Genomic DNA, 16,351 nt, shown 5'->3' with positions numbered 1-16,351 from the left:
AAACAGATGGAGGAACGGAAGGAGGATGACAACGTCCAATTTCACCAGCCCGGAGGGCCGCCGCCTCGCTTATCGTCGCAATGACGCCAGTCCCGGCAAACTGACGTTCGTCTGGCTGTCGGGATTCAAGTCCGACATGACGGGCACGAAAGTGAAGCGCGTCGAAGCCTGGGCGAATCAGGCCGGTTACGGTTTTCTCGCCTTCGACTATTCCGGTCACGGCGAGTCCGCCGGCGCCTTCGAGGACGGCACGGTCAGCCAGTGGCGCGCCGATACGCTGGCCGCCATCGACAGCCTCACCGAAGGCCCGCTCGTGCTTGTCGGCTCCAGCATGGGCGGCTGGCTGGCAATCCTTGCCGCCACCGCCAGGCCCGCCCGCGTCAAGGGCCTCGTGCTGATCGCCCCGGCACCCGACTTCACGCAAAAGCTGATGTGGCCCGAATTCGCGCCGGAGGCGCAGGCCGAGATCCGCGACATCGGCTTCACGCTGCGCCCGTCCGATTATGGCGAGCCCTACAAGATCACCCAGGCGCTGATCGAGGATGGCCGCCAATGGCAGGTCCTCGATGCACCGATCCCCTTCCCCGGCCCGGTGCGAATCCTCCAGGGCATGCAGGACCCCGACGTGCCCTACGCCCATGCCTTCCGGCTGGTCGGCACGATGACGTCAGACGACCTCACCTTCACCCTGATCAAGGATGGCGACCATCGCCTCAGCCGCGAGCAGGACATTGCCCGCCTGCTCGCGACCTGTGGCGAAATCGCCCGAACGCTCGGCGCCTAGAGCCGCGACCCGTCCAGTGTCACGTTCGAATTGCGCCAGACAATGGCGAACTGTTCGCGCACCTTGTCGGCCTCCAGCGTCTTGCCCTGCGCATCCAGCGCCTTGGCGAGGCCCGACATCGACCAGCCATTGCGCGGGTATTGGACAAGGTCCGCGCGGTAGACCGCTTCGGCCGCCTCGAACTGCCCGGCCTGGATATGCGCCTCACCCAGCGATTGCCGCGTCGGGTAATACCAGAATGGCGGCTCGGTATAGGGCAGCGAATCCTGGGCTTCGACCGCACTGGCAAAATGCGTGATCGCCGTCACCGGCAGGTTCCGCGCCGACGCGATCTCGCCCTGCAGCAATTCATCTGCAATGGTCAGCAGCGTGCTGGCCGGATAATCCGCCGTATCGAGGAAGTTGATCTGCACGCTGTCTTTCAGGCCTGCCAGCGCCTCGCGCTCTGTCGTGGCGCCGTCCGTGTCACCGGTCCGGGCAAGGGCCACGCCGCGGGCATAATGGTGGATGGCATTGGAAAAATCGAGCGTCTCCGGCGGGGCGTCCATCGCCAGGATGGTGTTCCATTTGCCGAACTGCACATTGGCCAGCACCGGGATGGTCTTGAAGAATTCCACGGTCGGGAACTGCTCGATCTGCTCCAGGTGGACATTGTCGGCCACTTTCTGCGCTGACTCGATCGCCATCGTCTCCTGGCCCGACATGCTGGCAGCCGCCCACAGGAAGTGGATATTGTGCGGATAGTACAGCGCCGGATAGAAGCCCTGCGCATTGCACTGGGCGATATAGTCCTCATCGACCTTCGCGGCCCGGATATTCGCCTTCACTGCATCGTCATACCGCCCGACACGCCAATAGATGTGCGCCGGCATGTGCACCAGATGGCCTGACGCCGGCACCAGGTTCGCCAGCCGGTCGGCCTCGTCCTCGGCCCGGCCCGGGTCCTGCGAGGCTTCCACCGCATGGATGTACAGGTGCAGCGCCAGCGGATGCTCCGGCGCGTTCGCAATGATGTCTTCCAGCGCCGCAATCACCTTCACCGTTTCCGGTTTCGGCTCTCCGTCGGCTGACCAGTAATTCCACGGCATCGTGTTCATCCACGCTTCGGCATACATCGCCTCGGCATCGTAATCGCCCGGATGGTCGGCGACGTACTGCCCCATCGCCTCTGCATAGGCCACGTCCAGCGGTTCGCGCGGTGTCGACGGGTCCCCATTGTAGCGCGTCGCCAGCGCATCGATCAGCGCCTGCTCGTCCGCGCCGGCACTCCCCTTCAGGGCCTGTGCCTTGGTGATCGCTGCGAACGCTGCCGCGCGGTCCGCGTCAGACATGATCGCCTTGCCCTTGCTGGTCACATTGATGTTGGGGCCGGTCGCAAGCGCTTCCCCCCAGTAGCACATGGCACAGGCCGGATCGAGTTTCTGCGCCGCCCGGAACGAGCGGATCGACTCGGCATGGTTGAACCCGAAGGCCAGCACCATGCCCTGGTCGAAATACTTCTGCGCGTCGGCACTCGTCGTCGTGATCTCGCGATGGAAATCGCCCATGCCGTCGAACAGCGGCGCCCCGGCGACCGTCGCCACGTCGACCGCCGCGGGTGCAGGCGCTGCAGGCGCAGCGGCTTCGGCCACAGTCTCCGGCGCGGATGGTGGATTGAAGTGCGTGCAACTGGCCAGCGCAATCGCGCTGGCAGCCACGAGAAGGTGTCTGCTGGTCATTTCCGTCCCCTTTTTTTGCGGGACCGGCACCGGTCGGGTGCAGCTCCCGATCTTTGATCCGGCGCCTATAGCACACTTCCGCGCGCCCGGGGCGCCAAAATCGCGTTCCGGCGATTTCTCGCCGCCAGACCGGTCAGCCCACGGCAGAAGTCGCGCGATTGATCACGCAACCGGCGCGCTTGTTCCGCCCGGCGAGACCTTTTCCATTACAAGTCGGTTAGCGGCCGACGGATCATTCGCTCGCGCACGTTCAAGCCGGACATAAACAGGCTTGAAGGGCTATTCCGCAATGACTCTCCCCCACTCCCGCTTCGTGGCAGCAGGCGCATGCCTTGCCACCCTGGTCCTCGTCACAGGCTGCGCGTCCTCTCGCCAGCCGCCCCGCGATGGCACCCCTCCTCGCACCGCAGGTGCCAGCGTCCAGGGCGGCAAGATTGCCCGCCCCGTTGCCCTGCTTTTTGCCGGCATGGACCGGGACCAGAACCATGTCATCGACGAGGCCGAGCTGGCCCTCGGAATCGCGCAGGACTGGAAAGGCTTCAATGTCCGGGGCCGTTCAGGCGTCTCGGCCCTTTCGCTCGCCGAATGGTCCGTCTACGCGCTGGGCGATGCCGACGCCCTTCCCAACCATATTGCCTTCGACGCCAACTTTGACGGGCAGGTGTCCGAAGTCGAGTTCCGCAACCGCCTCACCAGTGAGTTCGCCCAGCTCGACAGGGACCATGACCTCCGGCTCACCCGGGCCGAGATGCTGATCGACGCCCCGGCGCGTGCCCAGTCCCAGGGCAGCGGCAGGGCCTCGGGTGGCGGTGAAGGCCGGGGCGACGGCCGCCGGCCTCCGCGCTGAACGCGCCAGGGCCCGCTCCCCCAGGCCGTCTCAGATCGCGGCGGCCTGGCTTTCCTCAGCCAGCACGGCTCTCAGGCCGTCCCGGTAGGTCGGAAATTCCGGCCGCCAGCCCAGCGCCGCCTTGGTCCGCGCGTTGGAGACCCGCTTGCATTCGGCATAGAAGCTGCGTGCCATCGGGCTGAGGTCCGCTGTCCCGAAATCGGTTTCCGGCGGCGGGGTAACGCCCAGCAATTCGGCGGCGAAGGCCGTCACGTCCTGTGGCGGCGCCGGTTCATCATCGCAGAGATGGAACACGCCGTGTGCGTCAGGCCTGGCCATCAGCGCCACGAGGCCACTGGCGATATCGTCGACATGAACCCGGCTGAACACCTGGCCCGGCTTCACCACCCGGGTCGCGGTTCCCTCCCGCAGCCGCGCAAAGGGTGACCGGCCCGGCCCGTAAATACCCGGCAGGCGCACCAGCCGCGCGCGCCCGTCGGTCGCCTCCAGCCATTGCCGCTCGGCCAGCTGCCTTGCCTTCGCCCGATCGGACACCGGATTGACCGGGCTCCACTCCATCGCCCAGCCGCCACCAAGGTCGCCATACACCCCGGTCGTCGACAGGTAGGTGACGGACGCGGCCGCCTGCGCGGATGCCCCCGCTGCGCGGGCGGCGGGGCATCCGCCTGCGTCCGGCGGGACGGTTACCAGCCAGTGGGCGCCGGATGGCGGCTCCACCACCGCCTCGCCGCCCCACTGCACGGCCTCCACCCCCGCCCCGAGGTTGCCGGTGCTGCGCCGGGTCGTTCCCACGACCTGCCACCCGTCCGGCACCAGCCGCGTGGCCAGCCTGCGGGCGGAATAGCCCATGCCGAAAACAAAAAGCAGAGATGGCGGAACTGTCATTTGCAACCGGTCTCCCACTTGTGACTATTGGAACGCCTACAGGTTCGGGAGTTGAATTTCCATGTCTATCCTTGCCCTCGCAGCGGCGTCCTACGCCTTGCTGCAAAGCGCCAGTGCCGAATTCGCCGCCCGCGAAGCCGATCATCTCGAAGCCTGCATCGCCCGCATCGATGAAGATCCCGAAGAAGCCTATGAAGACGCCCTGGCCTGGAATTTCGAGGGCAACCGGCCCGGCTCACGCCAATGCGTCGCCCTCGCCCTGATCGCCCTCGGGCAGGAGGCTGAAGGCGCAGCGCGGCTTGAAGAACTGGCCAATGCGTCCGACGGCGGCACGCTGCAGCAACGGGCCCTCTATCTCACCCAGGCCGGCAATGCCTGGCTGGTCGCCGGCGCGCCCGAAGCGGCTGTCGTCACCCTGACCAATGCGCTGAAGATCCAGCCTGACGACCCGGACCTGCTGATCGACCGGGCCAGCGCCCGCCTGATGCTGGAAGACTGGGAACGGGCCAAGGCCGATCTCGATGCGGCCCTCGAACTGTCGCCCGGCCACCCCGCAGCCCACCAGCTGCGCGCCGAGGCCCTGCTCAATACCGGCGAGCTCGACCTTGCCCTCAGCGACGTGAAGGCCTCCCTCGCCGCCGAGCCGGCCAATATCGACACGCTGGTCCTGCGTGGCCGCGTGCGTGAAGCGATCCGCCTGTCGGAAGTCCGCCAGATCCCGCCTCAGCCGGAATAGCGCGTCTGCAGCATCGCCCAGACTGCACGCAGGCCACAGGCCGCGCCGCCTTCGGGACGGCCATACTTGCCCTTGCGCCAGGCCCAGACGTCGAAGTGCGCCCAGCTCCGGGCCGACACGAACTGTTTCAGGAACAGCGCCGCCGTGATTGATCCGGCGAACCGGCCCCCGGAATTGACCAGATCGGCAATCGGGCTCTTGAGGTCGGCAAGGTAGGGATCCCAGAGCGGCATGCGCCATACCGGGTCACCACTCGTTTTTGAGCCGGCCAGCACCGCCTCCGCCAGCGCCTCGTCATCGGTATAGAGCGGCGCAAGATCCGGTCCCAGCGCCACCCGCGCGGCACCGGTCAGCGTCGCGAAGTCCAGCAGCAGGTCGGGATCGCCTTCGCTCGCCCGCGCCAGCGCATCGGCCAGGATCAGCCGCCCCTCGGCGTCCGTATTGTCGATCTCGACCGTCAGGCCCTTGCGGCTGGACAGGATGTCGCCCGGCCGGAAGGCATTGCCCGCAATCGCGTTCTCGACCGCCGGGACATACAGCTTGAGGTGAACCTTCAGGCCCGCACCCATGATCAGTTCCGCCATCGCGATTGCGTGCGCGGCGCCGCCCATGTCCTTCTTCATGATCCGCATGCCGTCGCCACCCTTGATGTTCAGGCCGCCGGAATCGAACGTCACGCCCTTGCCGACCAGGGCCAGCTCCGGATGGGCCGCATCGCCCCATTCGAGTTCCAGGAAGCGCGGGGCGAAGGTCGCTGCCTTCCCGACCGCGTGCACCATCGGATAGTTTTCTGCCAGCAGGGCGTCACCGGTCACCACCGTGAGGCGGGCGCCGAACCGGTCAGCCATCGCAGCGACCTCCGCCTCCAGCGCGGGTGGCCCCATGTCGCTGGCGGGTGTGTTGACGAGGTCGCGCAGGTGCGCAATCGCGTCCGCCTCGCGCGACAGGGCCTCGCCGTCTTCACCGGCCGGGATGACCAGCCGGGGCGGCGCGGCCTGCTCCTTGAGATAGCGGTCGAACCGGTAGGCCCCGTCGGCCCATCCAGCGGCAATGTCGGCAAAGCCGAGACCACTCGGCCGGGCAATCGTATAGTCGCCCTCCGGCAACCGCGCTGCCAGCGCTGCAACGCCGAGCGCATCCCTGCCATTGCCAAGGCCGAACAGGATATGCGCCAGCGCGCCGTCTTCGCCGGAAACCAGGACGGCCTGCCCGGCGCTCGCCACGAAGGCCTGCCCGGCCGCAATGGCCCGGGCCCCCTTGAACGGATCGGCCGTCAATCCTTCGAATTCCTGCGCCGTGTACAGGTGGATCTCGGCCGGCGATGCGGCGCTGGGGGTGAAACTCTTGTGCATTCGGGTGCCTCTCCGGGCAGATTGTTAATCGGGCGGGCCGTTTTGTTAACCGAACCTTGACCCGACCGGGTCAGACTCAGGCCAGATAGTCCCTGATACATACTTGGAGCCTGCCCATGTCCAGAGCCAAAACGTCACTGGCGGCCCTCGCGCTCGCCATTTCGGTGACTCTGGCGTCCTGCGCGAGCAAGCCGACGCCGGAAGAAGAATTGCAACTTGCCATGGCGGAAGCCACCAAGCCCGCGCCGCCCGAGGAAGTCGAGGCGGCAAACCGCGCCGATCCCCTCACCAAGGCCAATTTCTGGGCCAAGGAACACGCCAAGAACCCGGAAAACCTGGCCACCGCCCTCGCATTCGCGAATGCCCTGCGCGACATCGGCAGCGACAAGCGCGCCATTGATGTCCTGTCCCAGGTCATGGTCGTCCACCCGAACGAGCCTGAACTGTTGCTGCTGATCGCCCGCGCCCTGTCGACCGAGCAGGACTACGCCGCCGCCGCGCAGGCCTATTTCCAGGTTACCAGGCTGGAGCCGACGCGCGCAGACGCCTGGGCCGGCCTCGGGACCGCGCTCGACAGGCTGGATCGCCACGTCGAAGCGCAGGATGCCTATGACCATGCCCTCGCCATCGACCCTGCCCGCACCAGCACGCTGGCAAATTACGGCCTCTCGCTCGCCCTGTCCGGCGACCTTGCTGGCGCCGAGGCAAAGCTGAGACTCGCCAGCGACCAGCCGGACGCCACAACGCAGGTGCGCGAGAACCTCGCACTCGTCCTTGGCCTGCAGGGCAAGTATGACGAGATGAAATCCGCCAGCGGGCCCGGAGCGCCGCAAGGCATTGTCGAGCAGAATGTCGAATTGCTCCGCGAAATGGTCCAGCCGAACCGGACATGGGAAGCCCTCGCCGCGCGCGCGCAAGTCGGTGAACTGCCGCCGCAGCCGGCCCTCACCCAGCCCGCGACACCGCCCGAAGATGCGCCTGTCGCCGCAGCCACAGTTGCGGTCAGCGATGAACCGATCGGGCTGACCGGCGCGCCACAGGAAGAAACGTCAGGGACCGGCCTGCGCCTGCGCAAGTCGACCTACTAGGCGTTCAGTCGATGTCGAAACTGACGCCCTGCGCCAGTGGCAGCTCGCTGGAATAATTCACCGTGTTGGTTGCCCGGCGCATATAGGCCTTCCACGCGTCGGAACCGGACTCGCGCCCGCCGCCGGTTTCCTTCTCGCCGCCGAACGCGCCACCGATCTCGGCGCCCGACGTGCCGATATTCACGTTGGCGATGCCGCAGTCCGATCCGGCCGCCGACAGGAACCGTTCGGCTTCGCGCAGGTCGGTCGTGAAGATCGCTGATGACAGCCCTGCCCCGACTGCATTTTGCAGCGCAATCGCTTCATCCAGCGTCTGGTAGCGCATGACGTAGAGGATCGGTGCGAACGTCTCGGTCAGCACAGGCCCGGCCTGCTGCGGCATGGCGACCAGAGCGGGCCGGACATAATAGGCGTCGTCATCACCGGTCAGGATCCGCTCGCCACCGGTCACCGTGCCGCCGCGTGCGCTGGCGTCGGCCAGCGCCGCCTGCATCGCATCATAGGCGGCCTTGTCGATCAGCGGCCCGACCAGCACGTCATCCTCCAGCGGATTGCCGACTTTCACTGATCGGTAGACCGCGCCCAGCCTGTCAAGGAAGGCGTCATGCACGGACTCCTGCACGAACAGGCGCCGCAGGCTGGTGCACCTCTGCCCGGCCGTGCCCATTGCGGAAAACGCCACCCCGCGCAGCGCCAGGTCCGGATCGGCGGACGGACAGACAATCGCGGCATTGTTCCCGCCAAGCTCGAGGATCGCACGCGCGAAACGGCCGGCCAGCTTCGGCCCCACAGCGCGCCCCATCCGCGTCGAGCCTGTCGCCGACACAACCGCGACCGCCGTGTGGTCGACCAGCACTTCGCCAATGGTGGCATCGCCAATCAGGCAGCCGGCAAGCCCCTCCGGCGCATCGCCGAACCGCGCGAGCGCCTTGTCCAGGATGGCCATGCAGGCGAGCGCCGTCAGCGGCGTCTTTTCCGACGGCTTCCAGATCACCGGGTCACCGCACACCAGGGCCAGCGTGACATTCCACGCCCAGACCGCCACCGGGAAATTGAACGCCGAAATCACACCGACCACACCCGCCGGATGCCAGGTCTCCATCATCCGGTGGCCGGGCCGTTCACTCGAAATCGTCAGGCCGTGCAACTGCCGCGACAGGCCGGTCGCGAAATCGCAGATATCGATCATCTCCTGGACTTCGCCTGCCCCTTCGCTCGGTATCTTGCCGGCCTCGATGGTGATGAGACGCGCCAGCGCGGGCTTGGCCAGCCGCAATTCCTCGCCAAGCAGGCGGACGAGTTCGCCCCGCCTCGGCGCCGGCACGGTGCGCCAGGAACGGAACGCCGCCGCGGCGCGGTCGATCTGCGCGGTCGCGGCGTCCTTGCTGGTCGTGTGCAGTTCGGCGAGGCATTCGCCGGTCAGCGGCGTGTGGACCTGCAGGCGGCCACCGGTCAGGCGTGCGCCGTCAACGCCGAGGCCGCGCAGCAATTCATGTGTTGTGCTGATGAGTATCATGGCCAGCGATGTAGCGCGTCAGGAAGCCGGACGAAACCCTTGACGGAAAGATGGAAAAAGCCCGCCAGCCGATTGGCGGGCGGGCTTTGTCACGGGGTCGGTCAGCTGGCGTCAGGCGTGATGGCCGCTGCGTATTTTCTGCGGTGCTTCGCTGCTCAATGCCGGGGCGGCTTCATTGCCCTTCTGCATCGACTGGTACTGGATATAGGCAGGGCCGAGCACGACGAGGAAGAGGACCGGAAGGAAGAACAGGATCATCGGAACGGTCAGCTTGGCCGGCAGGGCGGCCGCTTTCTTCTCGGCTTCCGACATGCGCATTTCGCGGTTTTCCTTGGCCATCACGCGCAGCGCGCTGCCCAGCGGCGTACCGTAGCGTTCAGCCTGTGACAGCGCCATGCAGACGGCCTTGACGCCTTCATGCCCGGTGCGGCCGGCGAGATTGTCATAGGCCTGCCGGCGATCCGGCAGGTAGGAGAGTTCCGCAACCGTCAGGCCGAACTCTTCGGCCAGTTCCGGCGACGCGGTTCCGATCTCCTGGCTGACCTTGTTGAAGCCGAGTTCGATCGACATGCCGGCCTCGACGCAGATCAGCAGCATGTCGAGTGCGTCCGGGAACGCCCGCATGATCGACTTCTGGCGCTTGGCGGCGAGGTTCGACACGTACATGTTCGGCGCATAGAAGCCGGCAGCGGCCCCGAAGGCGAGCGAGCCGTATTTCATGACCGGGTTGAAGCCGTGATCATTGACGAAGAAGATATAGACGAAGGTCAGCACCAGGCCGACGAATGGCAGCGCCATCCGGGCGAAATAGAACGCCGAAATCGGCCCCGGCCCGCGCAGGCCAGCCTGGTTCAGCAGCTTGACAACGTTCGGATCCTCAAGCGCCTTGGCGAGATTGAGCTTGGACGAGATGTTGCCCATCATGCTCTTGTCTTCGCGGCGCAGGCCCTTGTTTTCGAGCGTTGCGCGGCTCTGCTTGCGGAGCTTTTCGCGCTGGTTCGACACCGCCTTCAGGCGTGTCTCCAGCTTGTCGCCTTTGAGATAGGGCAGGAACACGGTGACAAAGGTGCCGAACACGGCGCCCGCCACGAGATAGGCCGCCAGCGTATCCGGACGGGAGAAGGAGAGAAGAAAGTCATACATCGTCCGTCACCCTACATGTCGAAGTTGATCATTTTGCGCATCGTCATGATACCCGTCGCCATCAGGCCGAAAGCCATTGCCAGGATCACGTGACCGGTTTCGGTCGTGAACAGCTGCATGATGTATTCAGGCGTGGTGAGGAAGACCATGACCGCCACCGCGAACGGCAGGCTGCCGATGATCATGGCTGATGCCTTGGCCTCGGACGACAGCGCCTTCACCTTTTCCCGCATCATCTTGCGCGAGCGGATGACGATGGACAGGTTGCCCAGGGCTTCCGACAGGTTGCCCCCTGCCTTGGACTGGATCATCAACACGATGACGAAGAAGTTCACTTCCTGCAGCGGCATGCGCTTGTAGAGCGCGTTCAGCGACCGGTCGAGCCCGGCGCCCATGGACAGGTTGTCGGCCAGTGACTTGAATTCCGAGCGCAGCGGGTCGGGGCTTTCCTTGGCGATGATGCGGATACATTCGTTGAGCGGCAGGCCGGACTTCACACCACGCACGATGATGTCGAGGCCGTCGGCAAACTGGTTGATCAGCTTCTTGTGGCGACCGGCCGTCAGGAATCCCAGCACGAACCGCGGCAGGCCGAGACTGCCTGCAATGAACCCACCCGCAATCAAGACCGGCTTGCTTTTCAGCGAGATGCCGCTGATGACAAGGCCGTCGGCCCCGGACATGTAGACGAGCACGGCACAGGCAACACCGAGAACAGCCGACCCGATCCAGAACACAGAGACCGGCAGGTCAAGGCCGGCCTGGGACAGCTTGGAAGAGATGTCGCGCGGCGCGATGGACTTGCGGCGTTCCTTGTCATGCTTGCGCAGGTTGTCGAGCATTTCCTGCGTCTTCGCCCGGCGCTTGACGTTCTCGTCGACAACCTTGCCGCCGCGTCCCTTGCCGTTGACCGATGTTCCCGCGCCAATCGCCTTGGCCCGCTTCTTGGCCGCATCATTGTCACCTGCCGTGAACGCCAGGCCGATACCGGCCAGCGCCAGGAAAGCGAGGCCAGCGATCGCATAGATCATCATGTCACTGTTCATTGATCAGGACCCAAGTGCGTCGAGGGCGGCTGCCAGCTCGCGTTCCAGATTGTAGTAGGATGCCCGTTCCCAGAAGCGCGGACGCCCGACGCCGGTGCCACGATGAGACCCGATGATCTTGCCGTTCTCGTCCTCGCCATCCATTTCGAACTTCATCACGTCCTGAAGGACGATCGTGTCGCCTTCCATGCCCATCACCTCGGTGACGCACATGATGCGGCGCGAACCGTCACGCAGGCGCGAGGCCTGGACGACGATGTCGATCGAGCCGACAATCATTTCGCGGATGGTCTTGGCGGGCAGCGAGAAGCCGCCCATCGTGATCATGGATTCCACACGGCTGAGGGCTTCGCGCGGGCTGTTGGCGTGCAGCGTGCCCATCGAGCCATCGTGACCGGTGTTCATGGCCTGCAGCAGGTCGAATGCTTCCGGTCCGCGAACCTCGCCCACGATGATCCGTTCCGGACGCATACGCAGGCAGTTCTTGACCAGTTCACGCATCGTCACCTCGCCCGAGCCCTCAATGTTCGGCGGGCGGGTTTCAAGGCGCACGACGTGCGGCTGCTGGAGCTGGAGTTCGGCAGAGTCTTCGCAGGTGATAACGCGTTCGCCCGGTTCAATGAACGCGGTCAGGCAGTTGAGAAGCGTCGTCTTGCCCGAACCGGTACCGCCGGAGATCAGGACGTTGCAGCGCGAATGGCCGATGATGCGCAGCATCTCGGCGCCCGCTTCGCTGATGGACCCGAAATTCACGAGATCCTGCAGCTGCAGCTTGTCCTTCTTGAACTTACGAATGGTGAGTGTAGGCCCGTCGATGGCCAGGGGCGGCGCGATCACGTTGACACGCGAGCCGTCCAGCAGGCGGGCGTCACAGATCGGCGAGCTTTCATCGACCCGGCGGCCGACCTGGCTGACGATGCGCTGGCAGATGTTCATCAGCTGCGCATTGTCGCGGAAGCGGATATTGGTCCGCTCGATCTTGCCGTTGACCTCGATATAGGTCGTGTCGGCGCCATTGACCATGATGTCGGCGATGTCGTCGCGGGCAAGCAGAGGCTCCAGCGGGCCATAGCCGAGCACGTCGTTACAGATATCGTCGAGCAGCTGTTCCTGCTCGGAAATCGACATCACAACATTCTTGATGCTGATGATCTCGACCACGATGTCGCGGATTTCCTCGCGCGCGCTGTCGGCATCCAGCTGAGCCAGCTGTGACAGGTCGATCGTGTCGATCAATGCGTTGAAGATCGTTGTCTTCGTTGCGTAATACTGCTCGGACTGCTGGTTCACCTTGCGAACCGGTTCCGGCTTGATCTCGGGCGCCGCAACCTTCACCGGCTTGGACGCAGGTGGCTTGGGTGCGCCCTTCACGGCGACAGGGTCAGGAACTTTCGGCTTGGCCGCCTGCGGGCGCGCCTGGACGACCGGCGCGGCCGGTCGGGGCGCCGGTGCCGGGGTTGCAGTGTCTGATAGTCCTGAACGTTTCCCGAAGGCCATTTATGGGCTCTTTCCGTTGAATTTACTTGCTGAGCAGCTTCTTGAAGAAAGACTTGGAAGGTTGCGCAACAGACCGGCCGGTCAGGACCGATGCGAGGTGGTCGATGGCGAGTGACGAGCGCGACGTCGCGTCCGTTTCGGAGATCATCTGTCCGTTATTGGCGGCGGTGCCGAACAGTTCCGGCTCGAATGGCAGGATGATTTCCGGCTCCACGCCGATGGCAGCCGCGAAGTCCTTGACCGGAATTTCTGGCCGCTTCGGCACACCGCTCATGTTCAGCACGAGGCGCGGGGCATTGTCGTTCGGGCGCTGGCCCTTCAGCTGGTCGATGAAGTTCTTGCCGTTGCGCAGCGAGGCGAGATCAGGCTGGCAGACGATGATCACTTCGTCGGAGGCCACCAGCGTGCGCTGCACCCAGCGGCTCCAGCTGTGCGGCAGGTCCAGCACCATGTAGGGCACGTTGCGGCGCACCGCCTCGATAACCGTGGTGAAGGCTTCGTCCGGGATATCCATGATCTGGTTGATCGAGGCAGGCGCCGTGAACAGCGACAAGCGGTCGGTCGCCTTGGCAAGCAGGCGCTCGATCACGGCATCATCCGCACGTTCCGGTGCGAGCAGCGCGTCGGCAATCGTCTGCGGCGTGTCCTGGTTGAAGTCGAGCGCGGTCGTGCCGAAGGACAGGTCGAGGTCCACGAGCGTCGTGTTGACCCGGGCATTCTCCGCCAGCGCCCAGGACAGGTTGTGGGCGATCGTCGACGACCCTACCCCGCCCTTTGCGCCGATCACGGCGATCTGCTTGCCGACAAACGGCCGGTCGGGGTCAACGAAGAGGTTCGAGATCGAACGGATGACCTGAAGTGGCTGGTAGGGCGGCACGAGGTACTCGCTGACGCCGCGCGCGACCAGCTGGCGATACAGCTTGATGTCGTTGACCGCGCCGGCAACCATGACCTGGACACTCTCGTCGCAATGCTCGGCAAGCGCGTCGATCTCGCGCAGGATCTGGTCGGCAGACGCCGTGGATTCAATGATCAGCAGGTTGGGCGTCGGATTGTTCTGCATGAAGGTGATCGCGGCGGGGATACCGCCGGGAATGGACTCCACGGTCGCGCGGCCCATCCGGCGGTCACGCGCACAGATATCCATCAGCTGGTGGGTTTCTTCGCGTTCGTAGAACATCTTGATCGAGATGGCTGGCAGCGGCGCGTCACCACCCTGGTCGTCCTGCATCGAAAAGATCGGCTGCTCGGTCTGGACCGTCTTCTGGGCAAGATCATCCATCAGGCCGGCGACAGGCCCGCCAAGGTCGTCATTCGCAGGCTCTTCAACCACATCCATGGCTGGATCCTCGGCGAACACGTCCTCGAAATCTGCGTTGAAATCGTCCTCGAAAAGCGCTTTCTCGTTCGACATAATACTCTCGTCCTTTGTTCCGCAGGCAGGCTAGTTGCCGACTGCCTGTGATACTGCACCCGACTCGTCACGGCCGCGCGTCGATGCGGTTGCTTCACCGTTCCGGAATTTCTCAAGAATGACGGCACGGCGTGGGCCGTCGGCGGCGTCCAGCTTGCGCTGTCCCAACAGGTCGGCCGGATCGGCGATCATCGCTGCCAGGTTGGTGCGTACCGCGCAGCCGAGTTCCGGCGATTCATTGTTCGAGCTGACGTCGGAATAATCGTATTCCGACAGCGGCTTGCAGTCCGGCGCGACAGCGTCATAGACTTGGAATGCCATCAGCAGCGGTTCGGATACGGTCGATCCTTCACCATGGCTGCTACCGGCAATCTCGTCATATTCCACGCCGTTCTGCCAGGCGATTTCCCGCGCGGTCGCGACTGCCGAAACCGCCAGTTGCGGGTTGGCGCTGGATTCCGGCAGCGACATGATCAACGGCCCGTGACCGCGTTTGCGATAGAGCGTGACAAAATCGGCGATCTGCTGACGGTCCTTGAGCGTGATCTCGCTCGCCACCGGGCTGATGGCAATCTCGAGGAATTCCGTCCGCTTCGACACACCAATCTGGTGATTGTCGAGCACGGTGCCTTGCAGGTAAACCGGCGGCAGCTTCGTCGACGCGGTGCTGGCACAACCGGTCAGGCTGGCAATACCCAGGCCTGCTGCTGCCAGGAGCATGGAAGTCGGTTTCATCATGCGGTTCATCCGAGGGGTCCCCTACTCTTCGATAAAGCCCACTGGGGCGCGGTAATCCTGGGCATCGACGGGCGCGCCGTCCTTGCCGTATTGTTCATTCAGCTTGCCAAAGAAGATCGTCTTGGCATCCGAGGCGTTGGCATAGCCATCTGCCGGAGTGCGCAACTGGTTCTTCTGGGTCGGATCGACCAGGTAAGGCGTCACGATCACGACAAGTTCCGATTCGTCCTGCAGGAAGTCGCGCGACTGGAACAGCGCGCCGAGTACCGGCAGTTTCTTGAGGCCCGGGATCTGGTCCAGTGTCTGGCGTGACTTGGACTGGATCAGCCCGGCCATCATCATCGACCCGCCCGATGGCAGTTCAATCACCGATTCGGCGCGGCGAACCGTCAGGGCCGGGATCGTGATGCCCTGCACCTGGACCACGTTGCCGTTCGAATCGACAGCGGACTGGGTCGCGCCCTGGAACGCGCCCTGGTTGGTCAGTTCCGACACTTCGGTGGATACTTTCAGCGAGATGCGGCCTTCCGACAGGACCACGGGCGTAAACCCGAGCCCAACGCCGTAGGGTTTGAATTCGATTGTCACGCGGCCATTATTGTCCTGGCCGACCGGCACCGGGAATTCGCCCCCGGCAAGGAATTTCGCGCTCTCCCCCGACATCGCGACGATGTTTGGTTCCGCCAGCGTCTTGATGATCCCGATGCGCTCGAGCGCATCAATGGTCGCACCGAAGGACGTCTGCAGGTCCTTGCCGACATAGTTCGAATAGGTCAGGCCGCCGTTGAAGCCGCCGAGCGAACGCCCCTGGATGCCAAAGCTGTTGGACGTTCCGATCGCGCCGGCAAATGTCTGCGGCTGACCTGGAAGAAGGGCTTTTATATCGGCATCGACGAGAACACCGTCCGCATTCGGCGTAAAGAGCTGCTGTTCCACCAACTTGGCGAAGTCGCCGAAGCCCGGTGTACCGCTGAGATTGATCCCGAGTTGCTTGATCGCCGTGCGCTGCATCTCGACGATGCGCACTTCCAGCATGACCTGGTCCTTGGCGGCAATCTGCACCATGTTGACGACCTGCGTGTCGTCGTCGGCGCTCAGGTAGGCCGATACCAGCCGCGAGACCTGGTCGGACTGGGAGAGGTCGTCAACAACACCCGTGATCAGGACGTTGCCATTGACGCCTTCGACATTGATGCGTGCGCCCGGCACGTGCCGTTCGATCAGCTGGTGCAGGCCGGTCATGTCGACTTCGACGCTGATCTCGAGGTTGAGCAGCTGGTTGCCGTTGCGGTCGAACACGAAGGCATTCGTCTGGCCGATGGACACGCCGCGGAAGATGATCCGCTCGGAGGTCTGGACCACCGCGTCAGCGATTTTCGGGTCTGTAATAACGACGTCGGCCGCCGGGGAATCAAGCTCGATGACCATCGACTTGCTGAGCCCGAGCGTCACATGCTCGCTCACCGCCGACTGGCCCGGCGCAGTAATCTTCGTATTCATTCCATTCGGTGCGGCGCTGGCGATGCATGGCACCGCAGTCACAAGCGCAAGCGCCAGTGCGCCCTTCATCCCGTATGACATGCTCAT

Annotated in this window: 14 protein-coding genes; 4 read left to right on the top strand and 10 right to left on the bottom strand. The window is 64.5% G+C overall.

What is annotated here, in order from left to right:
• Nucleotides 1-25 precede the first annotated feature (25 nt).
• Entirely contained in the window at nt 26-784 is a 759-nt protein-coding gene (locus HJO_RS07490) for an alpha/beta hydrolase (protein ID WP_035615659.1), read from the top strand.
• Here HJO_RS07490 and HJO_RS07485 read toward each other — a convergent pair.
• Nucleotides 781-2,502: a tetratricopeptide repeat protein gene (locus HJO_RS07485; RefSeq protein ID WP_035616108.1), complete on the bottom strand. Its 1,722-nt coding sequence runs from the start codon at nt 2,500-2,502 to the stop codon at nt 781-783. The two genes, HJO_RS07490 and HJO_RS07485, sit on opposite strands and share 4 nt — an antisense overlap.
• A gap of 289 nt (nt 2,503-2,791) precedes the next feature.
• On the opposite strand from HJO_RS07485, the gene HJO_RS07480 reads away from it, so the two are divergent.
• The gene (locus tag HJO_RS07480) at nt 2,792-3,349 is read left to right on the top strand and encodes an EF-hand domain-containing protein (protein ID WP_156945475.1); all 558 of its coding nucleotides are present in this window, start codon (nt 2,792-2,794) and stop codon (nt 3,347-3,349) included.
• A 30-nt stretch (nt 3,350-3,379) separates the two neighbouring features.
• Here the strand turns inward: HJO_RS07480 and HJO_RS07475 are convergent, their stop codons facing one another.
• A complete protein-coding gene (locus HJO_RS07475; protein WP_035615655.1) occupies nt 3,380-4,234 on the bottom strand; it encodes an SDR family oxidoreductase in 855 nt (284 codons plus the stop codon).
• Between the two features lie 61 nt (nt 4,235-4,295).
• Between HJO_RS07475 and HJO_RS07470 the strand changes: the two genes are divergently transcribed.
• Nucleotides 4,296-4,970 (top strand): tetratricopeptide repeat protein, encoded by a 675-nt coding sequence (locus tag HJO_RS07470; protein ID WP_035615653.1) that lies wholly within the window; start codon nt 4,296-4,298, stop codon nt 4,968-4,970.
• On the opposite strand, the gene HJO_RS07465 is transcribed toward HJO_RS07470, so the two are convergent.
• Nucleotides 4,958-6,322 carry a leucyl aminopeptidase family protein gene (locus HJO_RS07465; protein ID WP_035615651.1) on the bottom strand — a complete coding sequence of 455 codons (1,365 nt, stop codon included), beginning with the start codon at nt 6,320-6,322 and terminating at the stop codon, nt 4,958-4,960. The two genes, HJO_RS07470 and HJO_RS07465, sit on opposite strands and share 13 nt — an antisense overlap.
• A gap of 116 nt (nt 6,323-6,438) precedes the next feature.
• On the opposite strand from HJO_RS07465, the gene HJO_RS17640 reads away from it, so the two are divergent.
• Nucleotides 6,439-7,410 (top strand): tetratricopeptide repeat protein, encoded by a 972-nt coding sequence (locus HJO_RS17640; protein ID WP_051618394.1) that lies wholly within the window; start codon nt 6,439-6,441, stop codon nt 7,408-7,410.
• 4 nt (nt 7,411-7,414) lie between these two features.
• On the opposite strand, the gene amaB is transcribed toward HJO_RS17640, so the two are convergent.
• The 7 genes from amaB to HJO_RS07425 all read right to left on the bottom strand — a co-directional run bounded on the left by amaB (nt 7,415) and on the right by HJO_RS07425 (nt 16,351).
• On the bottom strand, nt 7,415-8,926 hold the full coding sequence (gene amaB, locus HJO_RS07455; RefSeq protein ID WP_035615649.1) for an L-piperidine-6-carboxylate dehydrogenase: 1,512 nt from the start codon (nt 8,924-8,926) through the stop codon (nt 7,415-7,417).
• A gap of 111 nt (nt 8,927-9,037) precedes the next feature.
• Nucleotides 9,038-10,069: a type II secretion system F family protein gene (locus HJO_RS07450; protein WP_035615647.1), complete on the bottom strand. Its 1,032-nt coding sequence runs from the start codon at nt 10,067-10,069 to the stop codon at nt 9,038-9,040.
• Nucleotides 10,070-10,080: 11 nt separating this feature from the next.
• Nucleotides 10,081-11,115, bottom strand: a complete 1,035-nt coding sequence (locus tag HJO_RS07445; RefSeq protein WP_241764693.1) for a type II secretion system F family protein — start codon at nt 11,113-11,115, stop codon at nt 10,081-10,083.
• A 3-nt stretch (nt 11,116-11,118) separates the two neighbouring features.
• Nucleotides 11,119-12,612 carry a TadA family conjugal transfer-associated ATPase gene (locus tag HJO_RS07440; protein WP_035615644.1) on the bottom strand — a complete coding sequence of 498 codons (1,494 nt, stop codon included), beginning with the start codon at nt 12,610-12,612 and terminating at the stop codon, nt 11,119-11,121.
• 22 nt (nt 12,613-12,634) lie between these two features.
• Nucleotides 12,635-14,026: a CpaE/TadZ family protein gene (locus HJO_RS07435; protein ID WP_035615641.1), complete on the bottom strand. Its 1,392-nt coding sequence runs from the start codon at nt 14,024-14,026 to the stop codon at nt 12,635-12,637.
• 30 nt (nt 14,027-14,056) lie between these two features.
• Nucleotides 14,057-14,764, bottom strand: a complete 708-nt coding sequence (locus HJO_RS07430) for a CpaD family pilus assembly protein (RefSeq protein ID WP_162173796.1) — start codon at nt 14,762-14,764, stop codon at nt 14,057-14,059.
• A 21-nt stretch (nt 14,765-14,785) separates the two neighbouring features.
• On the bottom strand, nt 14,786-16,351 hold the full coding sequence (locus HJO_RS07425; RefSeq protein WP_051618391.1) for a type II and III secretion system protein family protein: 1,566 nt from the start codon (nt 16,349-16,351) through the stop codon (nt 14,786-14,788).

It is taken from the genome of Hyphomonas johnsonii MHS-2 (assembly GCF_000685275.1).
In the GTDB taxonomy this organism is placed as follows: domain Bacteria; phylum Pseudomonadota; class Alphaproteobacteria; order Caulobacterales; family Hyphomonadaceae; genus Hyphomonas; species Hyphomonas johnsonii.
The sequence above is the reverse complement of the archived record's forward strand: the minus strand, read 5'-3'. Positions and strand labels throughout refer to the sequence as shown.

Excerpts from the sequence above, each read along its gene's own strand:
- HJO_RS07435 (WP_035615641.1), bottom strand. The coding sequence starts at position 14,026 with ATGTCGAACGAGAAAGCGCTTTTCGAGGACGATTTCAACGCAGATTTC.
- HJO_RS07440 (WP_035615644.1), bottom strand. The coding sequence starts at position 12,612 with ATGGCCTTCGGGAAACGTTCAGGACTATCAGACACTGCAACCCCGGCA.
- HJO_RS07490 (WP_035615659.1), top strand. The coding sequence starts at position 26 with ATGACAACGTCCAATTTCACCAGCCCGGAGGGCCGCCGCCTCGCTTAT.
- HJO_RS07445 (WP_241764693.1), bottom strand. The coding sequence starts at position 11,115 with ATGAACAGTGACATGATGATCTATGCGATCGCTGGCCTCGCTTTCCTG.
- amaB (WP_035615649.1), bottom strand. The coding sequence starts at position 8,926 with ATGATACTCATCAGCACAACACATGAATTGCTGCGCGGCCTCGGCGTT.
- HJO_RS07430 (WP_162173796.1), bottom strand. The coding sequence starts at position 14,764 with ATGATGAAACCGACTTCCATGCTCCTGGCAGCAGCAGGCCTGGGTATT.
- HJO_RS07480 (WP_156945475.1), top strand. The coding sequence starts at position 2,792 with ATGACTCTCCCCCACTCCCGCTTCGTGGCAGCAGGCGCATGCCTTGCC.
- HJO_RS07465 (WP_035615651.1), bottom strand. The coding sequence starts at position 6,322 with ATGCACAAGAGTTTCACCCCCAGCGCCGCATCGCCGGCCGAGATCCAC.
- HJO_RS07425 (WP_051618391.1), bottom strand. The coding sequence starts at position 16,351 with ATGAGCATGTCATACGGGATGAAGGGCGCACTGGCGCTTGCGCTTGTG.
- HJO_RS07450 (WP_035615647.1), bottom strand. The coding sequence starts at position 10,069 with ATGTATGACTTTCTTCTCTCCTTCTCCCGTCCGGATACGCTGGCGGCC.
- HJO_RS07475 (WP_035615655.1), bottom strand. The coding sequence starts at position 4,234 with ATGACAGTTCCGCCATCTCTGCTTTTTGTTTTCGGCATGGGCTATTCC.
- HJO_RS07485 (WP_035616108.1), bottom strand. The coding sequence starts at position 2,502 with ATGACCAGCAGACACCTTCTCGTGGCTGCCAGCGCGATTGCGCTGGCC.
- HJO_RS17640 (WP_051618394.1), top strand. The coding sequence starts at position 6,439 with ATGTCCAGAGCCAAAACGTCACTGGCGGCCCTCGCGCTCGCCATTTCG.
- HJO_RS07470 (WP_035615653.1), top strand. The coding sequence starts at position 4,296 with ATGTCTATCCTTGCCCTCGCAGCGGCGTCCTACGCCTTGCTGCAAAGC.